20 protein-coding genes are annotated in these 19450 nt (G+C 60.8%); 5 read left to right on the forward strand and 15 right to left on the reverse strand.

What is annotated here, in order from left to right; genetic code table 11:
- Positions 1 to 49: 49 nt before the first annotated feature.
- On the reverse strand, positions 50 to 1207 hold the full coding sequence (locus PSQ39_RS01115) for a porin (protein ID WP_337961920.1): 1158 nt from the start codon (positions 1205 to 1207) through the stop codon (positions 50 to 52).
- Positions 1208 to 1567: 360 nt separating this feature from the next.
- On the opposite strand from PSQ39_RS01115, the gene PSQ39_RS01120 reads away from it, so the two are divergent.
- Together PSQ39_RS01120 and PSQ39_RS01125 are read left to right on the forward strand one after the other, a co-directional pair.
- Positions 1568 to 1750, forward strand: coding sequence for a hypothetical protein (locus PSQ39_RS01120; RefSeq protein WP_273924751.1), 183 nt, complete (start codon positions 1568 to 1570; stop codon positions 1748 to 1750).
- Complete coding sequence (locus PSQ39_RS01125; RefSeq protein ID WP_273924752.1) at positions 1747 to 2748, forward strand: AraC family transcriptional regulator; 1002 nt, start codon at positions 1747 to 1749, stop codon at positions 2746 to 2748. The genes PSQ39_RS01120 and PSQ39_RS01125 overlap by 4 nt, the downstream gene beginning before the upstream one ends.
- 13 nt (positions 2749 to 2761) lie before the next feature.
- Here the strand turns inward: PSQ39_RS01125 and PSQ39_RS01130 are convergent, their stop codons facing one another.
- The 6 genes from PSQ39_RS01130 to PSQ39_RS01155 all read right to left on the reverse strand — a co-directional run bounded on the left by PSQ39_RS01130 (position 2762) and on the right by PSQ39_RS01155 (position 9481).
- Positions 2762 to 3742 (reverse strand): LysR family transcriptional regulator, encoded by a 981-nt coding sequence (locus PSQ39_RS01130; RefSeq protein WP_273924753.1) that lies wholly within the window; start codon positions 3740 to 3742, stop codon positions 2762 to 2764.
- Positions 3743 to 3859: 117 nt separating this feature from the next.
- The gene (locus PSQ39_RS01135; RefSeq protein ID WP_273924754.1) at positions 3860 to 4873 is read right to left on the reverse strand and encodes a 2Fe-2S iron-sulfur cluster-binding protein; all 1014 of its coding nucleotides are present in this window, start codon (positions 4871 to 4873) and stop codon (positions 3860 to 3862) included.
- Positions 4874 to 4887: 14 nt separating this feature from the next.
- A complete protein-coding gene (antB, locus tag PSQ39_RS01140; RefSeq protein ID WP_273924755.1) occupies positions 4888 to 5382 on the reverse strand; it encodes an anthranilate 1,2-dioxygenase small subunit in 495 nt (164 codons plus the stop codon).
- A complete protein-coding gene (gene antA, locus PSQ39_RS01145) occupies positions 5379 to 6773 on the reverse strand; it encodes an anthranilate 1,2-dioxygenase large subunit (RefSeq protein WP_273924756.1) in 1395 nt (464 codons plus the stop codon). The genes antB and antA overlap by 4 nt, the downstream gene beginning before the upstream one ends.
- 389 nt (positions 6774 to 7162) lie before the next feature.
- A complete protein-coding gene (locus tag PSQ39_RS01150) occupies positions 7163 to 8101 on the reverse strand; it encodes a dioxygenase family protein (protein ID WP_273924757.1) in 939 nt (312 codons plus the stop codon).
- Between the two features lie 198 nt (positions 8102 to 8299).
- The gene (locus tag PSQ39_RS01155) at positions 8300 to 9481 is read right to left on the reverse strand and encodes a muconate cycloisomerase family protein (protein WP_273924758.1); all 1182 of its coding nucleotides are present in this window, start codon (positions 9479 to 9481) and stop codon (positions 8300 to 8302) included.
- A gap of 128 nt (positions 9482 to 9609) precedes the next feature.
- On the opposite strand from PSQ39_RS01155, the gene PSQ39_RS01160 reads away from it, so the two are divergent.
- Positions 9610 to 10488, forward strand: coding sequence for a LysR substrate-binding domain-containing protein (locus PSQ39_RS01160; RefSeq protein WP_273924759.1), 879 nt, complete (start codon positions 9610 to 9612; stop codon positions 10486 to 10488).
- Between the two features lie 235 nt (positions 10489 to 10723).
- A complete protein-coding gene (locus tag PSQ39_RS01165) occupies positions 10724 to 11488 on the forward strand; it encodes an alpha/beta fold hydrolase (protein ID WP_273924760.1) in 765 nt (254 codons plus the stop codon).
- Positions 11489 to 11744: 256 nt separating this feature from the next.
- Here PSQ39_RS01165 and PSQ39_RS01170 read toward each other — a convergent pair whose 3' ends face one another.
- Genes PSQ39_RS01170 through PSQ39_RS01205 form a run of 8 tightly spaced genes read right to left on the reverse strand, consistent with a single transcriptional unit; the run spans position 11745 to position 17915 of the window.
- Complete coding sequence (locus tag PSQ39_RS01170) at positions 11745 to 12215, reverse strand: flavin reductase (protein WP_273924761.1); 471 nt, start codon at positions 12213 to 12215, stop codon at positions 11745 to 11747.
- Positions 12216 to 12256: 41 nt separating this feature from the next.
- Positions 12257 to 13219, reverse strand: a complete 963-nt coding sequence (locus tag PSQ39_RS01175) for a PDR/VanB family oxidoreductase (RefSeq protein ID WP_273924762.1) — start codon at positions 13217 to 13219, stop codon at positions 12257 to 12259.
- A 25-nt stretch (positions 13220 to 13244) separates the two neighbouring features.
- On the reverse strand, positions 13245 to 13991 hold the full coding sequence (locus PSQ39_RS01180) for an SDR family NAD(P)-dependent oxidoreductase (RefSeq protein ID WP_273924763.1): 747 nt from the start codon (positions 13989 to 13991) through the stop codon (positions 13245 to 13247).
- A gap of 9 nt (positions 13992 to 14000) precedes the next feature.
- The gene (locus PSQ39_RS01185) at positions 14001 to 14477 is read right to left on the reverse strand and encodes an aromatic-ring-hydroxylating dioxygenase subunit beta (RefSeq protein ID WP_273924764.1); all 477 of its coding nucleotides are present in this window, start codon (positions 14475 to 14477) and stop codon (positions 14001 to 14003) included.
- Positions 14478 to 14498: 21 nt separating this feature from the next.
- The gene (locus PSQ39_RS01190) at positions 14499 to 15773 is read right to left on the reverse strand and encodes an aromatic ring-hydroxylating oxygenase subunit alpha (RefSeq protein ID WP_273924765.1); all 1275 of its coding nucleotides are present in this window, start codon (positions 15771 to 15773) and stop codon (positions 14499 to 14501) included.
- Between the two features lie 17 nt (positions 15774 to 15790).
- On the reverse strand, positions 15791 to 16324 hold the full coding sequence (locus tag PSQ39_RS01195; protein ID WP_273924766.1) for a nuclear transport factor 2 family protein: 534 nt from the start codon (positions 16322 to 16324) through the stop codon (positions 15791 to 15793).
- Positions 16325 to 16332: 8 nt separating this feature from the next.
- A complete protein-coding gene (locus tag PSQ39_RS01200; RefSeq protein ID WP_273924767.1) occupies positions 16333 to 16707 on the reverse strand; it encodes an IacB protein in 375 nt (124 codons plus the stop codon).
- A gap of 29 nt (positions 16708 to 16736) precedes the next feature.
- Positions 16737 to 17915 carry an acyl-CoA dehydrogenase family protein gene (locus PSQ39_RS01205; protein ID WP_273924768.1) on the reverse strand — a complete coding sequence of 393 codons (1179 nt, stop codon included), beginning with the start codon at positions 17913 to 17915 and terminating at the stop codon, positions 16737 to 16739.
- Between the two features lie 410 nt (positions 17916 to 18325).
- On the opposite strand from PSQ39_RS01205, the gene PSQ39_RS01210 reads away from it, so the two are divergent.
- Positions 18326 to 19432 (forward strand): ABC transporter substrate-binding protein, encoded by a 1107-nt coding sequence (locus PSQ39_RS01210; RefSeq protein ID WP_273925597.1) that lies wholly within the window; start codon positions 18326 to 18328, stop codon positions 19430 to 19432.
- Positions 19433 to 19450 lie beyond the last annotated feature (18 nt).

Genomic DNA, 19450 nt, shown 5'->3' on the forward strand with positions numbered 1-19450 from the left:
CGAGTCAGGGCAGAGCAGGGCGCGAGCGCCCGTTGCATGAGAGAAGGTGTCAGAAGGTGTGGCGCATGCCGAGCAGCATCGAGGTCCCTGGGTTAACGCCTGTGACGCGGTCACGCAGCAGCGCGACATAGACGTCCGTGCGTTTGGACAACCAGAGGTCATAGCCCATGGAGACGGTGGTGCGTGCCTGGTTGGCCTTGGCCGTCTGTGTCTCGTTGGTGTGGGCCACCGAGAGCAGGACGCGTCCGGCCCCAGCCAAAACCGAGGTGCCGAGCTGTGACGTGTTCAGCCGGGCTTGTGCCCCGTTGCTGGCATCAATGTTCGATTTCAGGTTCTGAGCAAACAATTTGGCAGGGCCCATGTCATAGCTGGCGCCGCTCTGGATGTTCTGGACGCTGTTGGCCGTGATCAGCGGGCGTGCGGCGGTAGCCAGCGGTGCGACAGGGGCACCCCAGTTCAGGTTCATCTGGTCCATCTTTTCGTAGACCAGGCCACCGTAGAACCCACCGTTCGTGTAGTTGATCCCCACCGTGTTTCGTTTGCCGGTGTTACCGCCTTGGGCCAGTGCGCTTTGAACTGTGAAGCGCCAGCCCTGCATGGGGCGACTGGTGAACGCCAGGCTGTTGGCCCAGGCCGAGTCACTGGCGCCTTCGCTGGTCAGAAAAGGCTGGGTTGGACTGGGCATGTAGGTGTGCATCATGTAGGGCCCCAGGTTGGTGGCCGAACCAAAGGGGTTCAGGCTGATCGCCAACAGAAAACCGGGTGTGACCGCACGACCCACCTGGAACACGCCCCAAGGGCTGGTCAGCCCCACCCAGGACGTGCGCGCCCAATAGGGGTCCGCGCTGCTGCGTCCTGCCGCGCCACTGTTCACCAGAATGAAGGACTCCATTTGGGTCGCGGCGCCCCAGCCGCCGCCCAGGTCCTCCTGGGTTTTGATGCCCCAGTAAGAGGTGGTCATGGAGCCGTTGAAGACACCGGCGGTTTTGCCTGCACCAGCCAGTTGCAAACGGCCGGCACTGACATCCAGCAAGCCATACATTTGCACCTGTGATTGCGCCTGAACGCTTGTTGATAATCCGCCGATGGCCGTGCTGGCGATTATTCCAAGGGTTATTTTTTTGAAATGAGTTTGCATGATGGTCGGTGGGTTAGGAAGGCGTCTGAATATAGATTCAGCGCCGGGTGAGCGTCGACCTATTTCCATGGAACACTCTGTTTCATTCGGGTTGGCCTGGCCTTTGCATTCTGAGAACCCGATTAAGCAGCATTCCTTTAAATCAAAACAGAGAGGCTTTTCATTGGGGTTTTCACCAAAGGGCTAGGGGCCTGTTTGGGGTGCTTGCAAGGCCAATACGGCCTGATCAGGCAGGTCTGACGGGCTTTGTGCGCCAGGGGCAGCCCTTCCTGCGCCGGCAAGCGCTTGCTTGTGAGGCGTATTTGGTATGCCTGGATTGAATTCACTCGAGACCACTTTGGAGAATGGTTTGAGCTTCAGATATTCTTGCTTTCTTTTTAGCGCCCATCCCCAAATTGGGGCGTCGCTGCACGTCATTGGGTATTGCTTGTGGATTTTCTGAATTCTTGCGCCGGATTGGTGCAAAAATACGCAGCCTTGTTGCCGGGTTTTGCGCTGTTTGAGTTGAAAGCTATGACGCTGCCGGTGGTCTCTCTGCTGATTAAAGGGTTATCCCGGATGGCCGCTGTCGATTCGATTGAAAATGATTTTCTTGAAATAGGTTGTGCATGATTGAGCAAAATTCAGTGTTCCATCACCGCATGTGGGGCGCATTCACCGATGTGTCGGGCGCTCGGGACTGGATGCGGCGGGTCTGTGGTCCGCATGACTTGGTGGTGCGACCAGGGCGTTCGCTGCGCTTTGTCCATGCAGGCGACCAATTGGGCGCCTTGTCCACGGCCATTGGCTGCATCGAATACGGCACCGATGTGCGCATCGACATCCAGGGCCGCAGCCCCCTGGACCGTTACAGCATCAGCCTGCCCTTGAGTGGAGAGCAGGCCTTGCGCATCGGGGGGCATGTGATTGGTTCGGACCCGGAGCACGGCCTGATCATCGATCCGTCAGCCCATCAGGAGCTTTCGATCAGCGGCCACTGCCGCAAGCTCCTAGTGGCCATTGATCGTGGCGCGATGCACTCGGTTCTGTCCCAGATGCTGGGGCACCCGGTGCATTCACCGATCGAATTTGAACCGTGCATCGCCATGGATCAGAGCGCGGCACACACCTGGTGGCGCTGGGTTCGTCTGCTGTGGGAGGACATGGGGCACCAGGGCAATCTCATGCACCACAACGCACTGGCGCTGGGGGTTGAGACCTCTCTGATTCAGGGCCTCCTGAGTTTTCAGCGGCACAACTACTCGGACCAACTGGCGCAGGTGCAGCAGCAAGTCTTGCCGCGCCATGTCGCTGGCCTGAAGAACGCGCTGATCGAACACGCCCGAGAGGACGTGGACATGGAGGCACTGGTGTCCGCGCAAGGGTTCAGCTCGCGGCGCATGAGCGCGGACTTTCGCGCCCACATGGGGTTGACGCCCACACAGTTTCTGCGCCAACACCGGCTTCAGCAGGCCCGCCTCGACATCGTGCGCAGCGCTTCTACCAAGTACATCTCCGAAATCGCGCTGGCTTGGGGCTTTGAGCACCTGGGGCGCTTTGCCCAGGCCTACCGAGACGCTTTTGGCGAGTCGCCCTCGGCCACCGCGCAGCGTCATCGTCCCCAGGGCTGAGGGCAGGGCAGGCTCAGTGCTGGGCCTCGACTGAACCATCGATCAAGGCCTGCAATGCGGGCTTGGCCAGCTGCAAAAAGGCCTGGCCGGCCAGGCTGAGCCGCCTCCGGGAGGGGTACAGCGCATAGATGGTCATGGGGGCCAGTGACCAATGCGGGAGCAGCCGGCGCAAACGCCCCTCCGCGACCAAGGGGGCCGCCAGTGCCACCGGCAGCCGCGTGACGCCCAGGCCCGCCAGCGCGGCTTCCTTGACGGCGAGCAGGTTGTCTGTCACGAAGCGCGCGGGCATCCGCAGTTCCTCGGCGTGATCCTGGGGGTCTTGCAGGGTCCAGCTGGTCTGGGATTCGCCTGAGTTCCAGCCAATCGAATCTAGCCCGGCCAAGTCCGCTGGGGCGTTGATCGCTTCCCTGCCTTGCAACAGCCCCGGCGCGGCATACAGACCATAGGGAGCCTGAACCAGCTGTTGGGCGACCACATCAGAGTCAGGTAGCGTCTGGGAGCTGGGGTGGATCACGATGTCAAAGTTCTGCGCCAATGCCTCGGTGGTGCCTCGGGTCGAGCTCAGAAAAAGGCGCACTCGCGGGTGAGCCAGTCCGTAGTTGACCGCCACGGAGCAAAGCAGGATCGTGGACAGCGCCATGGGGCAGGCGATGCGCAGATCACCCGCCGGCTCCTTGGCGTTGTCGTTGGCCACCAAGATGGCGGCATGGGCCGCGTCGCGGATTTTCAGGCCCTGCTCGAACAGTTGTCGCCCCATGTCGGTGACTTCAAAGCGCCGGGTGTTGCGCATGATGACGCACACACCCAGGCGTTCTTCGAGAGCGCTGATTCGCCGACTCATGCTCGCCAGGGGGATGCCCGATCGCTCACTGGCGGCACGGTAGCCCCCCGACTCAACGACTTCGACCAACAGCAGCAACTCTTCGACCGTGGCCATCAGCCCCGATGTGTTCTTGGCGAGATCGGTTCCGCCGGTTTTTTCTTTCACAGCCATGGGAATCAAGCACAACATGCCGGTTGGCGGACCGTCCGCGCTCGGCCATTGCCAAGCACTGCCACTATAGGCCGCAAATGGATGGCGCTGCTGTTACGGCGGTCCGGGGCCTGGAGTTCATGCGCCCGGGGTGAAGCGTTCGATGTAAAAGCCTGCGGGTTGACAGGGGGCCGTCGCCATCCAGTCACTGAGCGCTTGCACCATCATCGGCGGGCCACACACATACATGTCGACATCACCCTCGCGCAGCATGCTGGGCTGCAAGTGCTGAACCAAGTGACCGCGAAGCCCCTGGGTGGATGCAGGGTCGGAGACGCACAAAGTGACTTCCAGTTGAGGCAGTCGGTGTCGGAGGGTCTGCAGCAGGGACAGCACCGGGACATCCTGGTCATCCGACAGGCCCAGCAGAAGGTGGCAGGCTGGTGCCGAGTCAGGATTTTGTGCCAGCAATTCCAGCATGGCCAGCATCGGGCCCAGGCCGGTTCCTCCGGCTAGCATCAGCAAGGGCCGTCGGGCGGGGCGCAGGTAGAAGCTGCCAAACGACGCTTGCAGCTTCAGGCTTTCACCGGCCTGGGCCTGGTGTTGCAGCCACTGGCTCATGCGGCCATCCGGCAACAGGCGCACCAGCAGGTCGACCTCTCCGGGCTCGCGCACCAGGGAGCTGAAGGAGTAGGCCCGGCTAGCACTGCCATCGGGCAGCCACAGCCTCAGGTACTGGCCGGGCAGGAAGCGCATCGCCATCAACTGGGGGTGCTCCAGGGTCAGCGACACCATGCGGGGGCCCCGTTTTTGGAGTGAACGCACGCGCACTTCCAGCTCGAGCGGCTTGTGCAGGCAGGCCGAAGCGTCGATCGGGACGTGCACGACGCCATGGGAGCGGGGCCGCATCTGGCAACCCAGGGCCCAGCCGAGTTGGGCGTCAGCTGCACTCAGTGCGTCTTCTGCGCAGTCTCCAGGGTCGAAGTCGCCTGACTCCACCTGGCATCGGCAGGTGCCGCAAGCGCCTTCCCGACAGTCCACCGGGAAGCGAATGCCCTGGCGAATCGAGGCGTCCGCCAGGGTTTCGCCGGACCTCACCTGGATGAAGCGTGTGGCGCCGTCCTCGAAGCGCAAGCCAATCTGATGTTCCATGGTTTCGCCTTTGATCACAGGTGGTAGAAGTCCAGCACCGCATTGATCCGGTCGTTGAGCAACAACACATGCTTGCGCAGGATGCTGAAGCTCGCTCCGCTTTGGCGCATCTCGTAGCTCACTTCACCGAAGTAGCAGTCGGCCTGGCCTTGGCGGGTGTAGTGGGTGCTCCATTTCGCACCGACCTGGAGGACGCCCTGCGCTTGCGAGCGAATGCGCACGTTGTTGATCTGGTGCAGGGTGCGTGGCATGGGTTGGCTGGCAGCCGACTTGCCGGTCCGCAGGCGGAAGATGCGGTCTTCCAGGCCGCCCCGGTTGGCGTAGTAAATCATCGACATCTCGCGCTTCGGGTCGGTCGTGGCGACATGCTCGGAGTCCCACTGAGGCACATGGAAGACGGCGCTGGGTTCAAAACACGCCAGGTACTCATCCCATTGCTGGCGGTCGCACCAGTCGGCCTGGTCGTACAGGAATTGTTCGACAGCGTGTTGAAGCTCAATGGGGCTCATGCCTGTACCTCCTTGGCGGTGGATGCGTGGTCTGCGAGGCCGTCCAGCATCTTTTGCCGCCAAGCGCTGTGTTGATTCACGAACAAGCCTTCGTGGGTGATCTCGGTGCCCGTGAGCACGGGGTGGATGCCCAGGGTCTGGGCGTTGTGGGTTTGCTCGCTTGTCCAAGCCTGGCAGCCTCGCGAGATGTCGTTCCAGGGCTCGGCGCGGCCTTGAAAGCCGCGTTGCGCTTCGCGGAACTCAACCAGGTCGTCTGGCGTTCCCATGCCGCTGACATTGAAGAAGTCCTCGAACTGGCGGATGCGATTTTCACGATCTGCCGGTGATTCGCCCTTGACCCCAATGCACTGGCTGACGATCTCCGTCTTGTTCCAGGCGACCGGGCGAATGATGCGCAGCTGCGAGCTGATCTGGTCCATGAAGAACAGGCTGGGGTACAGGTTGAGGTTGCGCAGTCGATGCATCATCCAGCGCGCTCGTTCCGGCCCGTGTTCGGCCTCAGCCCGCGGCATCACGGTGGCGTAGCCCGCGCGAACTTCCGGATTGGGCATTTCGCTGAACAACACCGAGTGACCGTGCTGGAACGAGAACCAGCCATCGTCCGTGGTGGCGTCTCCTGCGCCGAGCTTGCGGTAGTCCAGGGTTTTGAAATCGGTGCTGCCTTGCGCGCTGTCCAGTTCGTGGCGGTGGACCACGGTGGCTACATAGTTGTAGTGCACGGTGCTGACGTGGTAACCGTCCAGGCCGTTCTCGGTTTGCAGTTTCCAGTTGCCGTCGAAGGTATAGGTTGAACGCCCTGGCAACACCTCCAGTTCACCGGTCGGCGATTGGTCCACCATCAGGTCCAGGAACACTTTGGTATCGCCAAGGTAGTCCTCCAGCGCCAGGCTGGTTTCGGTGTCCAAGTTGATGAACACGAAGCCTCGGTAGCTGGCGACTTTGGCCTTCTTCAAGCCGTGCTGATGGAGGTCAAAGTCAGGTCCGTATTCGCTCGGCGCTTTGACTTTGATCAGGCGACCATCGGGCTTGTAGGTCCAAGCGTGGAAGGGACAGGTGAAGGCAGCCTGTCGGCCTTTGCAAACGCGCGTCAGCGTCGTGCCTCGGTGTGCGCAGGCGTTGATGAGCGCGTGGAGTTGACCCTGTGCATCTCGGGTGACGATCAGGGGTTGGCGACCAGCGTTCAAGGTGATGAAGTCGTTGGGCTGGCTGATTTCGCTTTCATGGCAGGCATAGATCCATGTCTTCTCGAAGATCAACGCCATTTCGAGATCGAACAGTTCGGGCTCCGTGAACATGTCTCGCCGGACGCGGTAGACCTGGTCCTCGGGTCTGAAGTCCAAACAGCCATCGATGAAGTCGCGCCATTGTTGCGGGCTGCGTGAGGTACTCATGGGCAATTCCTGGGGGGGTGGATCGGTTAGCTGTATTAGGCCCAGCCGTCCCTGAGCTGGCTATCCACATTCAGCGTGCTCCCTATCCAGTTCCAACGCGGCCCAACAGGATCAGTAGCGCCCTCCTGAGCCTGCGCAAGGCAGGTCATTCAATCAGTGCTTCATTTGGAGTCGCGTTCGTTCTGGCTCGATGCTGGCGTTCAGCGTAGGTGACCCAGGCCTGTGCGAAGTGCGAGGCTCGATGTGCGAGGTGGAATTGAAAAAGGCGACCAGCAGTCTCTGCATGGTCGCCTTTGTGGGCGCGTGTGGGGGCTCAAAGTGGCGGGGGAAGCCGCTCTCTTCGCTTCAAGCCAGTGACACCGCGTTCAGCCTTGAGGAGCAGGCTGTGATCAAGCCCCTACGGCTCGAGCGATCCGGGTGCGTGGATCTGTATCACGCTCGGTGAGTGCTAGCTGCATCACGAAGTCGAATTTGGCGCGTTCAAAAGGAGCGTCAACGCCCAGCGATTCGTAGCCGGCAGGGGAGACGTCGTGTTCGATCTTCAGCACGAGGCCGTCGCGGGTCGCAAAGGCGAAGTCGTCGTCGATGTAGGTGTCGCCCGGGATGTTGATCTGGGTCGTCAGAGTACGGTGCCCTTCCTTCACGATATGGAAGTGAATGTGGGCCGGGCGGTGACCATGGCGACCCAGCAAGCTGAACAGTTCTGAAGTTGGGCTGTTCGGGGGGATCGCGTAGCCTGGCGGCAAGGTCGTGCGGAAGCGGTAGTTGCCTTGGGCATCCGTTTCGATCTTGCGACGCAGTTCGAACTCCTTGAGGCCAGGAAAGAAGTGCGAGTAGCCACCGTCCTTGTTGGCATGCCAGGCATCCATGATGGCGTTCGCCACGGGCTGGCCTGCGTGATCCAGGACACGACCTTCCATGATCAGGACCTTGCCAGTGCCCCGGGTATCGCTATCGTCGTCGAGCACGGCTTCACCCTTGGACAGCGGAGCGCCAGGGACGTACAGGGGCCCTTCGATGGCCCGCGGCGTGCCAGCAGCGATGCCAGCCTTCGCGTCAGCTTCATCCATGCGAATGTCCAGCAGCCGGTCGAAACCCAGGCCTGCCGTGATCAGACCGATCTGGCCCGAGGCACCCAGGCGGCCAAGCCAATCTGCGGCGGCCCAGAATTCGTCCGGCGACACGTCCAACTCATCGATGGCCTTGAACAAGTCAGCCACGATGCGGGCGACGATGGCTCGTGCCCTTGGATTGCCGTCTGCAATCTTCACGCTGTTGACGTGTTCCAGCAGGCTTTGCTGAGTGAATTCATTCTTTTGGTTGCTCATGTTTGTCTCCGAAGGTTGAGGAAATGGGGAAAAGTCCAAGCGATCAAGCGATCGCTGATGGGTGTTGCGCCAGTGGAGTGACCGAGATCTCTGGCGCCTAGGCTTTCTCGCGGCTCTTGATGGCATCGGCCTGCGCTGGGGGCAGGGCGGTGCGTAAGTTCACGTCCATGCGGACAAGGTCAGGCATGTTCTGGCTCCTCATGGTTGGTTGCGTTGCCCCAGGTCGATGTGCACCGCATTCAGACCCGTGCGTGCTCGATCGAATCGCTCGAGTTGTCCCAGATCGACCTCAATGCCGAAGCCGGGGCCATCGGGAAGTTGCAGCTCAAAGTCGACGATGGGCATGCGTGCAGTCACGATGTCGTCCACCAGCAGTTGAGGACCGAAGAGTTCACAGCCATGGTGTTGGTCCCCGAGGGTGGCAAACACATGGGCAGAGGCTGCACTGCCAATCGAAGTCTCCAGCATGGTGCCGCCATACCAGCCGATATCAGCAGCCTCCGCGACGGCAGCCACCTGAAGCGTGCGCAGCAGCCCGCCATGCTTGGCCACTTTCAGAGAAAACACCTGACAGGCCTGGTCGCGTGCCAGCGCCATGGCGTCCTGCGGGGTGCACACCGACTCATCGGCCATGATGCAGGCGCTCGAGCCCAGCGATGCGCTCAACACCTTGAGGGCTTCACGATTCCACTTGGCCACGGGCTGTTCGATCAGCGTGACGCCGGCATCAATCAGTTGCGGCAGGAACCGTCTGGCCGTGCTGCCGTCCCAGGCCTGATTGACGTCGACCGTCAGTGTGGCCTTGCCTTCCAGGCCACGTGCGATTTGGCTGACGTGGGCGACATCGTCCGCTGGGCTGCGAGCCCCGATCTTCATTTTGAAGATGCGGTGGCGCTTTTGCTCCAGACGCAGTTGAGCTTCTTCCAGGTCCTTGCGCACATCGCCACTGGCCAGTGTCCAGGCAAGGGGCAGACTATCGTGGCGTTTGCCACCCAACAGCTGATAAGCCGGCAGTTCAAGGGAGCGGCTGACGGCGTCGATGAGCGCCATTTCAACGGCACTCTTGGCAAAGGCATTGCCACGGCAGAAGGTGTCCATGCGTGTCAGCACACGACCGAAGGAGCCGCCGTCCTGCCCGATCAGACAAGGCGCCAGGTAGGCGTTGATGGCGTGCAGGATGCTCTCTGGAGACTCCTCGTTCCACGAAGGCCCGCCGATGGTGGCTGCCTCGCCGAAGCCGCAGGCCCCATGGCGCAGCCACAGCTGCACGATGACTGGGCTCTGGCGGTTGATGGCACCGAATGCCAGCTTGTGGGGCCGGATGGTGGGGATGTCCAGAATCCACGCCTCAATACGTTCGATCACGAAACGACTCTGCATTAACAACCTTTTTGATGTGCTTCACTGGTAGGCATTGATGAAGGTTACGAGGAAGCCATATCGCATTCAAATGAATTATTTATGTTCAAATGTTCGACATTATCGAATGATTGATTTGGGATACCGGCATGGAGATTCGACAGCTTCGTTACTTCCTCGACATTGCGGAGACTGAGCACCTGACGCAGTCGGCGCAGAACCTTTTCGTCACTCAGTCCACGCTGTCACATGGCTTGAGGCAGCTCGAGGCGGAACTGGATACCTCCTTGTTTGACCGGCTTGGGCGGGGCCTGAAGTTGTCCCAAGCGGGCGCTGAATTCAGGGTCTATGCCACCAGAGCCCTCAAAGAGATCGAGGCAGGTCGCATGGCACTGGCCGATTTGAGCGGCCTGCAATCAGGTCGCTTGACCATCGGCGCCATCCCGACTTTCCTCAACACCGTGCTGCCGGCCACGGTGGCCGCATTCTGCGAGGCCTATCCCAAGGTGCAGGTCGAGGTCCGTGATTTGCGTGCCGGTCCGATCGAGGACCAATTGATGAGCGGGGAGCTGGATTTGGGCATTGCTTTCCACCCCACCCGCGATGAAGAGATCGAAACCGAGCCCTTGTTCGAGGAGCGCATGATGGTGGTGCTTCGCAAGACCGCTCCAGAGGCGCATGGCCAACACATCTCCTTGAAGCAGGCGGCGCAATTGCCCATGGCCTTGCTGCCGCGCAGTTTTGCAACGAGGCGGATGTTGGACGAGAAATTCAGGCTCGCAGGGGTCGAACCCCGTGTCCGAGTCGAAATGGAGTCAGTGGAGGCCTTGCTTGGCGTGTGCCAGCATGGCTCCCTGGCCACCATCGTGCCTGAGCGCGCCTCCCTTCAGATGCCTGATTTGTATGCGATGGCGCTCACGGCGCCAGAGGTGGTGCGGCATGCCGGCTTGCTCTGGCGGCGCTCAGCCTCCCGCAGCGTGGCCGCGCGAGAGTTTGCCGCCATGTTGCGCTCTGTGCATCTTTCTTGAGGAGGCGCTTCATGTCATACAGATGCCACCGCTCGAGCGATGCGCCGACAGGGGGGCGCTCAGGCGCTTCATCAAGTGACAGCATCGAACAATGAGTCAAAGATTTTTCATTGGTCGTGGCGACTTGGTCGAGCTATGGTCGGTCGGTCCGTCTGACGCATTCAGCGTGTGGCGCCCCGCGCCTGCTGAGCTCCTCAACGGATGACCCTTTCACATTTCCCACGGTTACTCTTTGATGCCTCCAATTCACTTTGTCCGCCAGGGACACGGCCCCGAAATCGTCCTGAGCCATGCGCTGGGTTGTGACCTGACGATGTGGGACGAGTTGGCCGATTGCCTGCAACACCACTTCACCGTGCTTCGATACGATCATCGTGGGCATGGTCGCTCGCCAGCCCCATCGGGGGCTTTCAGCATGGACGACCTCGCCGATGATGCTGCGCGTTTCATCGCGCAAAACGCCAGTGGGCCGGTGCATTTTGTAGGCCTGTCGATGGGGGGGATGACGGCTCAGGCCTTGGCGGCGCGTCACCCTGCCTCGGTTCGGTCGATCTGCATTGCGAATTCAGCGAGCCACTATGGTGAGGGGGCCAAAGCGCTGTGGCAGACCCGGGTGGACACCGTGCGTGCACTCGGCATGGAAGCGATTGCGGAGGGCGCCCTGCAGCGTTGGTTCACGCCAGAGTTTCGCGACGACGTTCAGGGGCGCGAACGGGTGAACGACTTGCGTCGGGTGCTGCTCTCCACCGAGGCCAAGCCTTATGCAGAAGCGTGCTTGGCCGTGGCCAACATTGCCTTGGATGAAGGCAATAGAACCATTACCTGCCCGACCCTTGTCATTGCGGGGGGGCGCGATGAGGCAACGCCCCCAGCCCTGTCTGAGGCCATCGCTGCGGCTATTCCTGGTGCGCAGTTGCAGAGGCTCAATGCGGCGCACTTGAGTGCAGTGGAGCAGCCGAAGTTGTTTGCTGCGCTGTTGGAAGCCTTTTACCAACCGTGATGGAGAAGGCTGGCCTACCGGGCTAGGCCAGCTGAGTTTGGTGTCAAGTTGCTCTTGGCTAGCGAGCTTTGAGCACTGGCTTCCACGGTCGATGGGTGTGGCTACAGAGGCGTCTCAGAACTGTGTGCCCAAACGGACCGACTTTCTGTCGGTTACCTGCATGCCAAAAGCCCTTGATCGTGGCTGGTCAAGGCTGTCTGCATCGATTTTGAACACCATTAGAGGCAAGACCACTGCCTCTGGGTTTCCCAACCCTTCAGGCGCTCGTTCGCGATTCGCCCAAGTGGTGGTAGGCGCGATTGAAATATGCCAGCCCCTGGGAGCTCTCTGCGGGCAGGCGGATGTCGCGCAATTCCGTGATGAAGATGCTGTGCGAGCCCACTTCGTGGATGTGGGTGATGACGCCATCAAAGTTGACCAGAGCGCCTTGCAAGGCGGGGGCGCCGGTGCTCAAGGGTCGCCAGGCCACCTGTGCAAAGCGGTCTTCCATCGTCACGTCGCGGTTGGCAAACAGGGCCGACAGGTCCTGCTGGGCAGCCGACAAGACATTGACGCATATCGCTCGGTTTTCCACAAAGAATCGATGCGCGAAGGAGGATCGGTTCATGCAGACCAGCAAGGTTGGAGGCTGGTCTGTGACGCTGCAGACCGCCGAAGCCGTGAAGCCCGCCAGGCCGGCGGCACCATCGGTGGTGATCACGTTGACTGCACCAGCCAACAAAGACATGCCGTTTCTAAAATCAGGAATGGAAACCATGCTGAACTCCTTCAAATGTCTAGCACCAGTCGGGCGGATTTGGCGCGCGAGCAGCACGTCATGATCTGGTCGTTGTCCGTCTTTTCTTCGTCGGTGAGGTACACATCGCGGTGATCGCATTCACCCTCCAGAACCGTGCAGACGCAGGTGCCGCAGACGCCTTCCTGGCAAGAGACCTGCACCTGGATGCCGACCGACTTCAGGGCGGCCACGATGCTCTCGCCCTCCTTCACCTGCACCGTCTTGCCGCTGGCTGCGGCCACCACCTCAAAGGCGCCGCCGCGCGTGTCGACCTCGGCGTTGAAGTATTCCCGGTGGATCTGGGCAGTGGGCAGGCCATGTTGTTCGCTGGTGCCGATCACCCAGTCCATGAAGCCCGAAGGACCACAAACATACAGGTGGGTATGGGCGGTGCCCGCTGCGGCCAGCACCGCTGCGATCTGGAGTCGGCCCGCATCACCCGCATCGTCGAAATGCAGGTGCACCTTGTCGGCGAAGGGGGCTGCGGCCAGTTCTGCCAGAAAGGCACTGCTTGCGGCGGAGCGCGTGCAGTAGTGCAACTCGAAGTGCTTGCCCGCCGCTGAAAGGGCATAAGCCATGGCGATCATGGGCGTGATGCCGATGCCGCCACCGACCAGCACACTGTGCTGGGCCTCAGGTACCAAAGGGAAATGGTTGCGCGGGGCGCCAATGGTGACGACCGTGCCTTCATTGAGGCGATCGAAGACCGCGAGCGAGCCGCCTCGGGAGGCGGGGTCACGCAGCACGCCGAGTCGGTAGCGGCTTTTCTCGGCAGGGTCGCCGCACAGCGAATATTGGCGAACCAGGTCGGGGGCCAGATGGACGTCGATGTGGGCGCCAGCCTCGAACCTGGGCAGACTGTGGCCGTCGGCGCTCTCCAGATCCAGGACAACGACACCGCCGCCTTGAATCTCTCTGCGCTGCACAACGACCTGGTGGGTGAGGGCGTTCATGGGTGTTTCCTTCTTGTGATGCACTTCAGCGCATGAAGATGCCGCCGTTCACGTCCCAAGCGGCGCCGGTACATGAATCAGCCTCTGGCGAGGCCAGTTGCACGACTTGTGCCGCGATGAAGCGCGGATCGCCCAGGCGCTGCACTGGGATGGCTGAAACCAATTTTTCGAGCTTGTCAGCCGGCACGGCTTGGCGCACGGAGGGCAGATCGAGTGGGCCGGGTGCCATGGCATTGACCGTGACGCCACTGGCGGCCAGTTCGCGCGCGAAGATCTTGGTCAAGGTCAGGATGCCCGCCTTGGATGAGGCGTAGTGCGCACCCGAAGCGGTGCCGCCGTTCTGCCCAGCCAGGGAGGCGATGTTGATCAATCGACCATAGCCGTGGCTGGCCATGCGGGCACCAAACACTTGGCAACCGAGAAAGGTCCCGCGCAGGTTGATTCGAAGCACCTCTTCAAACTCTTCCGGGGTGATCTGCATCACCGGCGTGGTCACTGTCACGGCCGCGTTGTTCACGGCCACATGCAGCTGGCCCCAGCGTGCGGCAAGGGCATCGGCCGCATCCTCGAACGCCGATTTGGACACCACATCCAGGGCCAGACCCAGGGTGCTGTCGCCGCTGGGGTCAAGGTCCCGCGCGGCCCGTTCGGCGGCCGCGCCGTCACGGTCGCTCAGTGCAACGCGGTAGCCCGCGGCGTGCAATGCCTGCGCAATGAACAGGCCCAGGCCATGGGCAGCGCCTGTGACCAGGGCGTTTTGTCGTTCTGCCATGGGTGGGCCTCAGAGGATGTAGCCGACGGCGGTGAGCGTGTCGGTTGAGTTGATGAGCTTGACGATCTTGCGGTGGATGAGGAAGCCCTTACCTTCGCGCAACAGTTCGTAGGTGACATCGGAGGTGTGCTCGCGAAAGCGATCCTTGCGGAACTCGCGCAGGTTCTGCGCGCAACGCACGGTGACCTGGGTGCCGGCGTCGCTCAACAGGCGAAAGCGCGATACGTTGCGCACCGTGCGTGCCACCGGGGCAGAGGAGATCGCCTCTCCGCCGGTCAGGCGTGCCACACGTTTTTCGCGCATCTGGGCGTCGTCATAGGCGTAGTTCAGGGTGTTTTCATGGTCGACTTCGTTGGGATCGATCGGTATCACGTAAACCCCTTCAGGGGCCCAGAGCTGGAGCCAGTCCTGGTACTCGTTGTGGTCCAGCATGTCGCTTTCGGCCCAGATGAAGGCGGTTGCTTCTTGCAGCAGCGTGGTGTTCATTTTTTGGCTTCCTTCCCTGGCTCAGGCGGTCATCAGTTTTTTCCACTGCTGGTAGGCAGCGCGCATGCCGGTTTCGGCGCTCACATCACCCGCCACACCGTCGGCGGTCTTCTTTTCGGCGGGCAGGCCCCGGTTGAGCAGCACCCACAAGTCACGTCCGGCCTGGGCGCCGGCTTGCACCCGTTCCCACGCTTCCGAGTCGTCCGGCGTACCAAAGCCCATGGGGCCCTGGAAGTGCTCGTGCATGCGCAGGCGAGCGCGGTTGCCAGCTGGAGGGCCTCCGTCCATCAGGATCACGCTGTGATGGATTTCGGTTTCGTTGACCGATATCGGTTGCAAGACCCGAAAGAAGGCCATAGAGCAGGCAATGTTGGGGAACAGGTTCAGGTTGAAGCCCGAGCCACCCACGGCGCGTACGATCTGTCGCACCTTGGCTTCCTCATGGCCTTCGGCACGCAGTGCTTCGGCCAAATCGGTGTAGCGATCGGGGATGGGTCTCTCCAGGTCTGCTTCCAGGTCAATCAGGTCGGGAATCATCACCATCACGCTGTGGCCATTGCCCAGGTCTTCGACATAGCCCTTGCCGCCCACGAAGTCGAGCATCTCTTCGGTCTGCTTGTCCACGGAGTGAAGAAACGAACGATGCACCAAGGGGAAGTGGTAGGCGTCGGTGGTGTTTTCCAGTTGGATCTTCCAATTGCCTGGAAATTTGAAGCGATGCTCGCCACCGACCTTGATCGGAAAGCTGCCGCCTTGCTTCATGAACAGGTCCATCCACTTTTTGGCCGGGCCCAGGTAGTCGCTCAGGGGTTCAATGTCGTCCTTGAAGGTGGCGAACACCATGCCGGCGTATTCCTCGACACGCAGGTTCACCAGCGGGTGTTCCGCCTTGTCGAGAATGTCGCCATAGCTTTCTGGGTGGGGCACGCCCCGCAGGCTGCCATCCAGCGCATAGCTCCAGCCGTGGTAAGGGCAGACGAAGGTGTTGGCCTTGCCTTTCTTGTGTTCACACACCGTGGCAGCGCGGTGGCGGCAGCGGTTGAGCAGCACACGCACCTGCTTTTTGCGGTCGCGGACCACGATGACGGGCTCCTTGCCTACCCAGTGGGTCTTGTAGCTGCCCACATCGGGCACCTCGCTGACGTGCGCCACCCATACCCAGGTGTTGCGAAAGACTTTCTCCATTTCGTCTTCAAAGATGGATGGGTCGGTGTACAGCGAGGTGTGGACCTTGTCGGACTGCACCAGTTCGCTGACGGGGCGGTGGAAATGAATCGGTTGAGCAGGAGCATTCATGGGGGTGCCTCTGTTAATTAGTTGTCTTGGGAAGGAACTGGCAGCAGCGCGCTGCTGTTCCATGCACTGGTGGGTCGGCTGAAGAGGTTCTCTGTCTGGAACTGGGCGATGCGCCAGACGCCGTCTTCAGAGCGCAGCTTCAAGCTGAGTTGCGCGGCATTGAGGTGAGAGTTCTGGTCAGCGAAGGTCGATGTCTGCAACATCACCCAGCTCGCATCTGCGCTGAGGGCATCAGCCGACACGCCGATGGTTTCAGAACAGAGAAAGTGAACGTTCAAGGCGAAGTGCGCCGGTGTCCGCATGTAGGTGCGGAACATGGCAGCAATCGCTTCACGCCCGCGGTGGCCACCAAAGCGGCCGGAATAGAGCGCCCCCCGGCCTTCCCAAGTGGCGTCTTCGGTGAAAAGGCCGGCCAGCTCCTGCAGCGGTGTCTTGGCGTTGAGCCGGTCGCACAGGGCCATGTAGCGGGTGATGCAGGCGCGGATCAAGCCTTCGGCTTGAAGGCGTCGCACCTGCAGTTGCAGGTCGGCGATCTGCTGTTCTGGTGTCATCGGGATGCTCAAGCTGCGTAGGCCGGAATGCTCAGTTCGCGGCCCACGCGCGCTTCGACCTTGCAGTATTTCCACAGCTTGTAGGTGCCGTCACCCACACCGATGGTGCGAAACAGGTTGCAAGCCGCATGGACTGTCGCCAGGTCAGGCACGTCGGCCAGCACGTAGGTGGTCCAGGGCCAGCTCGTCGACGGCCCCACCATGGAGCGGTCGTCGTCGAGGTTGCCCAGAACCTTGACGCCTGGCAGGGCGGCGATGCCTTGCATCATCTGCACGAAGGCGCTCCAGATGTCCTTGGTTTCCGCCTGAGTCGCGTCGAAGAAGTTCTGGTTCACGCCAATGCAAAACAGGGTGCGCAGCGGAATTTGGGTGTCAGTGGTCATGGTGGGTTCTCCTTGGCGATGGGGTCTGTTCAGAGGTAGCCCGGCAAGGGCTTGAGGCCGAACAACATGGCGCCGGCGTTTTGGTAGGTGATGTCGCCCATGAAGGCGTGCTGGGTCACGACCAGGCTGTCTTGAACCTGGGTGGACAGCGGGCAGCTGCGGTAGATGCCGGTCATGCCCGCCAGCATCTGCACGCTGCGGGTGACTTCAGCACCGGCGCGGGTGGCATGGGTGGACGACAAGCGCAGCATGCTGATCTGTTCCTGGGTGGGTGTGTCCCCCTGCAGCAGCGTCTCCCACACCTCGTCCATGGCGTCGTAGAAGAAGGCGCGTGCGGCGCGCAGGCTGGCTTCAGCGCGTGCAATCTCCATTTGCACCTGCGGCCTGTCGGCGGTGCGGGGTGCGCCGGTAACTGAAATTCGGCCTGTGGCGAGGCCCTTCAGTTCTTCAATCGCACCGCGGGCAATGCCCAGCGAGACCACGCTCAACACCTGTGCCGCGAAGGACAGGCTGGGGTAACGGCAAATCGGGGCGTCCAGCGTGGATGCGCTGCCGCGCACGAAGGTCCATTCCTCGGGGACGATGACCTTGTCTACCACGATGTCGTGGCTGCCTGTACCTGTCAGACCGATGACGTCCCAAGTGGGGTCGATTCTTGCCTTGGTGATGGGCATCACGGCCAGTCGCGGCAGGGATTGGGTTGCGAGTCCCGTCGGTGCAATGCCGACACCTACGATGCTCGCCCCCATGCAACCGCTGGCAAAGCTCCAGCGGCCAGACACCTCAAAGCCGCCCTCTACGGCAGGGGCACTTTGGGGCGGGAAGACGCCCGCGCAGAACACCACATCGGGTGAGGCTGCATACACCTTGCGCAGTGTTTCGATGGGCAGCGAGGCCAGATAGGTAATGCCCATGCCGAAGCTGGCCACCCAACCGGCAGAGCCGTCGGCCTGTGCGATGCGCTCCACTTTTTCGCAGAAATAGCGTGGTGAGCGTTCTTCTCCGCCCAAGGTGCGTGGCACCAGTGCTCGGTACAGACCATGGTGTTTGAGGCTCTCAATGACGTCGGGCGCGATGAACTTTTGTTGGGCAAATTCAGCGCTGCGAGCACGGATATCAGACAGCAATTCGTCAAAGGACGGGTGAGCAACACCATTGGATGGTGGTGGGCATGCCTGTGTGATGTGCTCGGGTTCTAGGGTCAGCATCGGGGTCTCCGGTAGTGAGGTTGCCGCGTTGAGAAATGACTTAACGCGTTGAAGCTATTTTTTAAGTTATCTCAAAACAACGTGAATTGGCAACTAATTTTTGAAACTTTTTCGGAGCCACGAATTGGATGATGAGGATTTGACGATCTTGTTTTGTCCTTGAAGAGGGCGAAAATCAGTGTAAATACCTACTTTTTATGCAATTTCATCGATGGTTCACTCGGGATTCCCCTAGGTTGGGAAGTTGGCTTACCTATGTAACCTCGAAGATATGCATGAATTAGAACGTGAATTTGGCATAAAAAATCATGTCGAGCTTCACCGGAATTCAATCTTTTCACCCGTCCTATGAGAGGTACCCAGTGGCCCTGAAAAACGTATTCCCCGGCTTGATAGCCGCCGCCGCAACCATGTGCTTTGCCGGCTGTGCGCTCGCCCAGATCAAAGTCGGTGTTGTGTCCTCGGCCAGCGGGCCGATTGCCCTGGTCGGCATTCCACAAAAGAACACCGTGGCGCTGTTGCCCAAAGAAGTCGCGGGCCAGAAGATCGAGTACTTTTCGCTCGACGACGCTTCCGATCCAACGGCTTCGGTCTCGGCAGTCAAGAAGCTCATCAATGAAGACAAGGTCGATGCGCTCATCGGCCCCAGCGGTTCGCCCAACGCCATGGGAGTGATTCAGTTCGCTGCTGAAGCGGGAGTGCCCATGTTTGCTCCAGTTGGCACCTCAGCCGTGGTGCTGCCGATGACTGAGCAGAAGAAATGGGTTTTCAAGACCACTCAGAACGATGATCTGATCGCCCATGCGTTGGTAGACCATATGAAGGCCAGCGGAATCAAGAGCGTGAGCCTGATCGGCACGGCTGACCCGTATGGCGAGAACTGGATCAAGGTCATGACCGAGTTGCTCGGTGCAGCCAACATCAAGCTGGCAACTGTGGAAACCTTCCAGCGTCGTGATACCTCTGTCACTGCGCAGGCACTGAAGACCCTGGCTGCTCGCCCTGATGCCGTGCTCATCGCAGCACCTGGGAGTTCGGCCGTGCTGCCGCAGACGACGTTGTTCGACCAGGGCTACAAAGGCAAGTTCTACCAAACCCACGGCGCCGCGTTGGACGACTTCCTGAAATTGGGGGGGAAGAAGGTGGAGGGCACCATGCTGGCAGCCAGTGGCATGCTGGTGCTGAGCGAAATGCCAGCGACTAACCCGATCAAGGCGATCGCCACCAAATACGTCGCTGATTACGAACGGCTGTACGGCAGCAAGCCGGCCACATTCGGCGCGAATGTGTACGACGCTGGCCTGTTGCTACAAGCCGCCATTCCGGCCGCACTGAAGAGGGGCAAGCCAGGCACTCCGGAATTCCGTTCCGCGCTGCGCGATGCGATCGAGCAGACCAAGGAGTTGGCGGCTACCCAAGGCGTTTACAACATGACGGCTGCAGACCATAGCGGCTTTGACAAACGCGGCCGCGAGCTCATCACGGTGAAGAACGGTCAGTGGGCCGCATTCAAGTAAGCAGTCGATAGCTGATCG

Source organism: Curvibacter microcysteis (assembly GCF_028649455.1).
GTDB classification, from domain to species: Bacteria; Pseudomonadota; Gammaproteobacteria; order Burkholderiales; family Burkholderiaceae_C; genus Curvibacter; species Curvibacter microcysteis.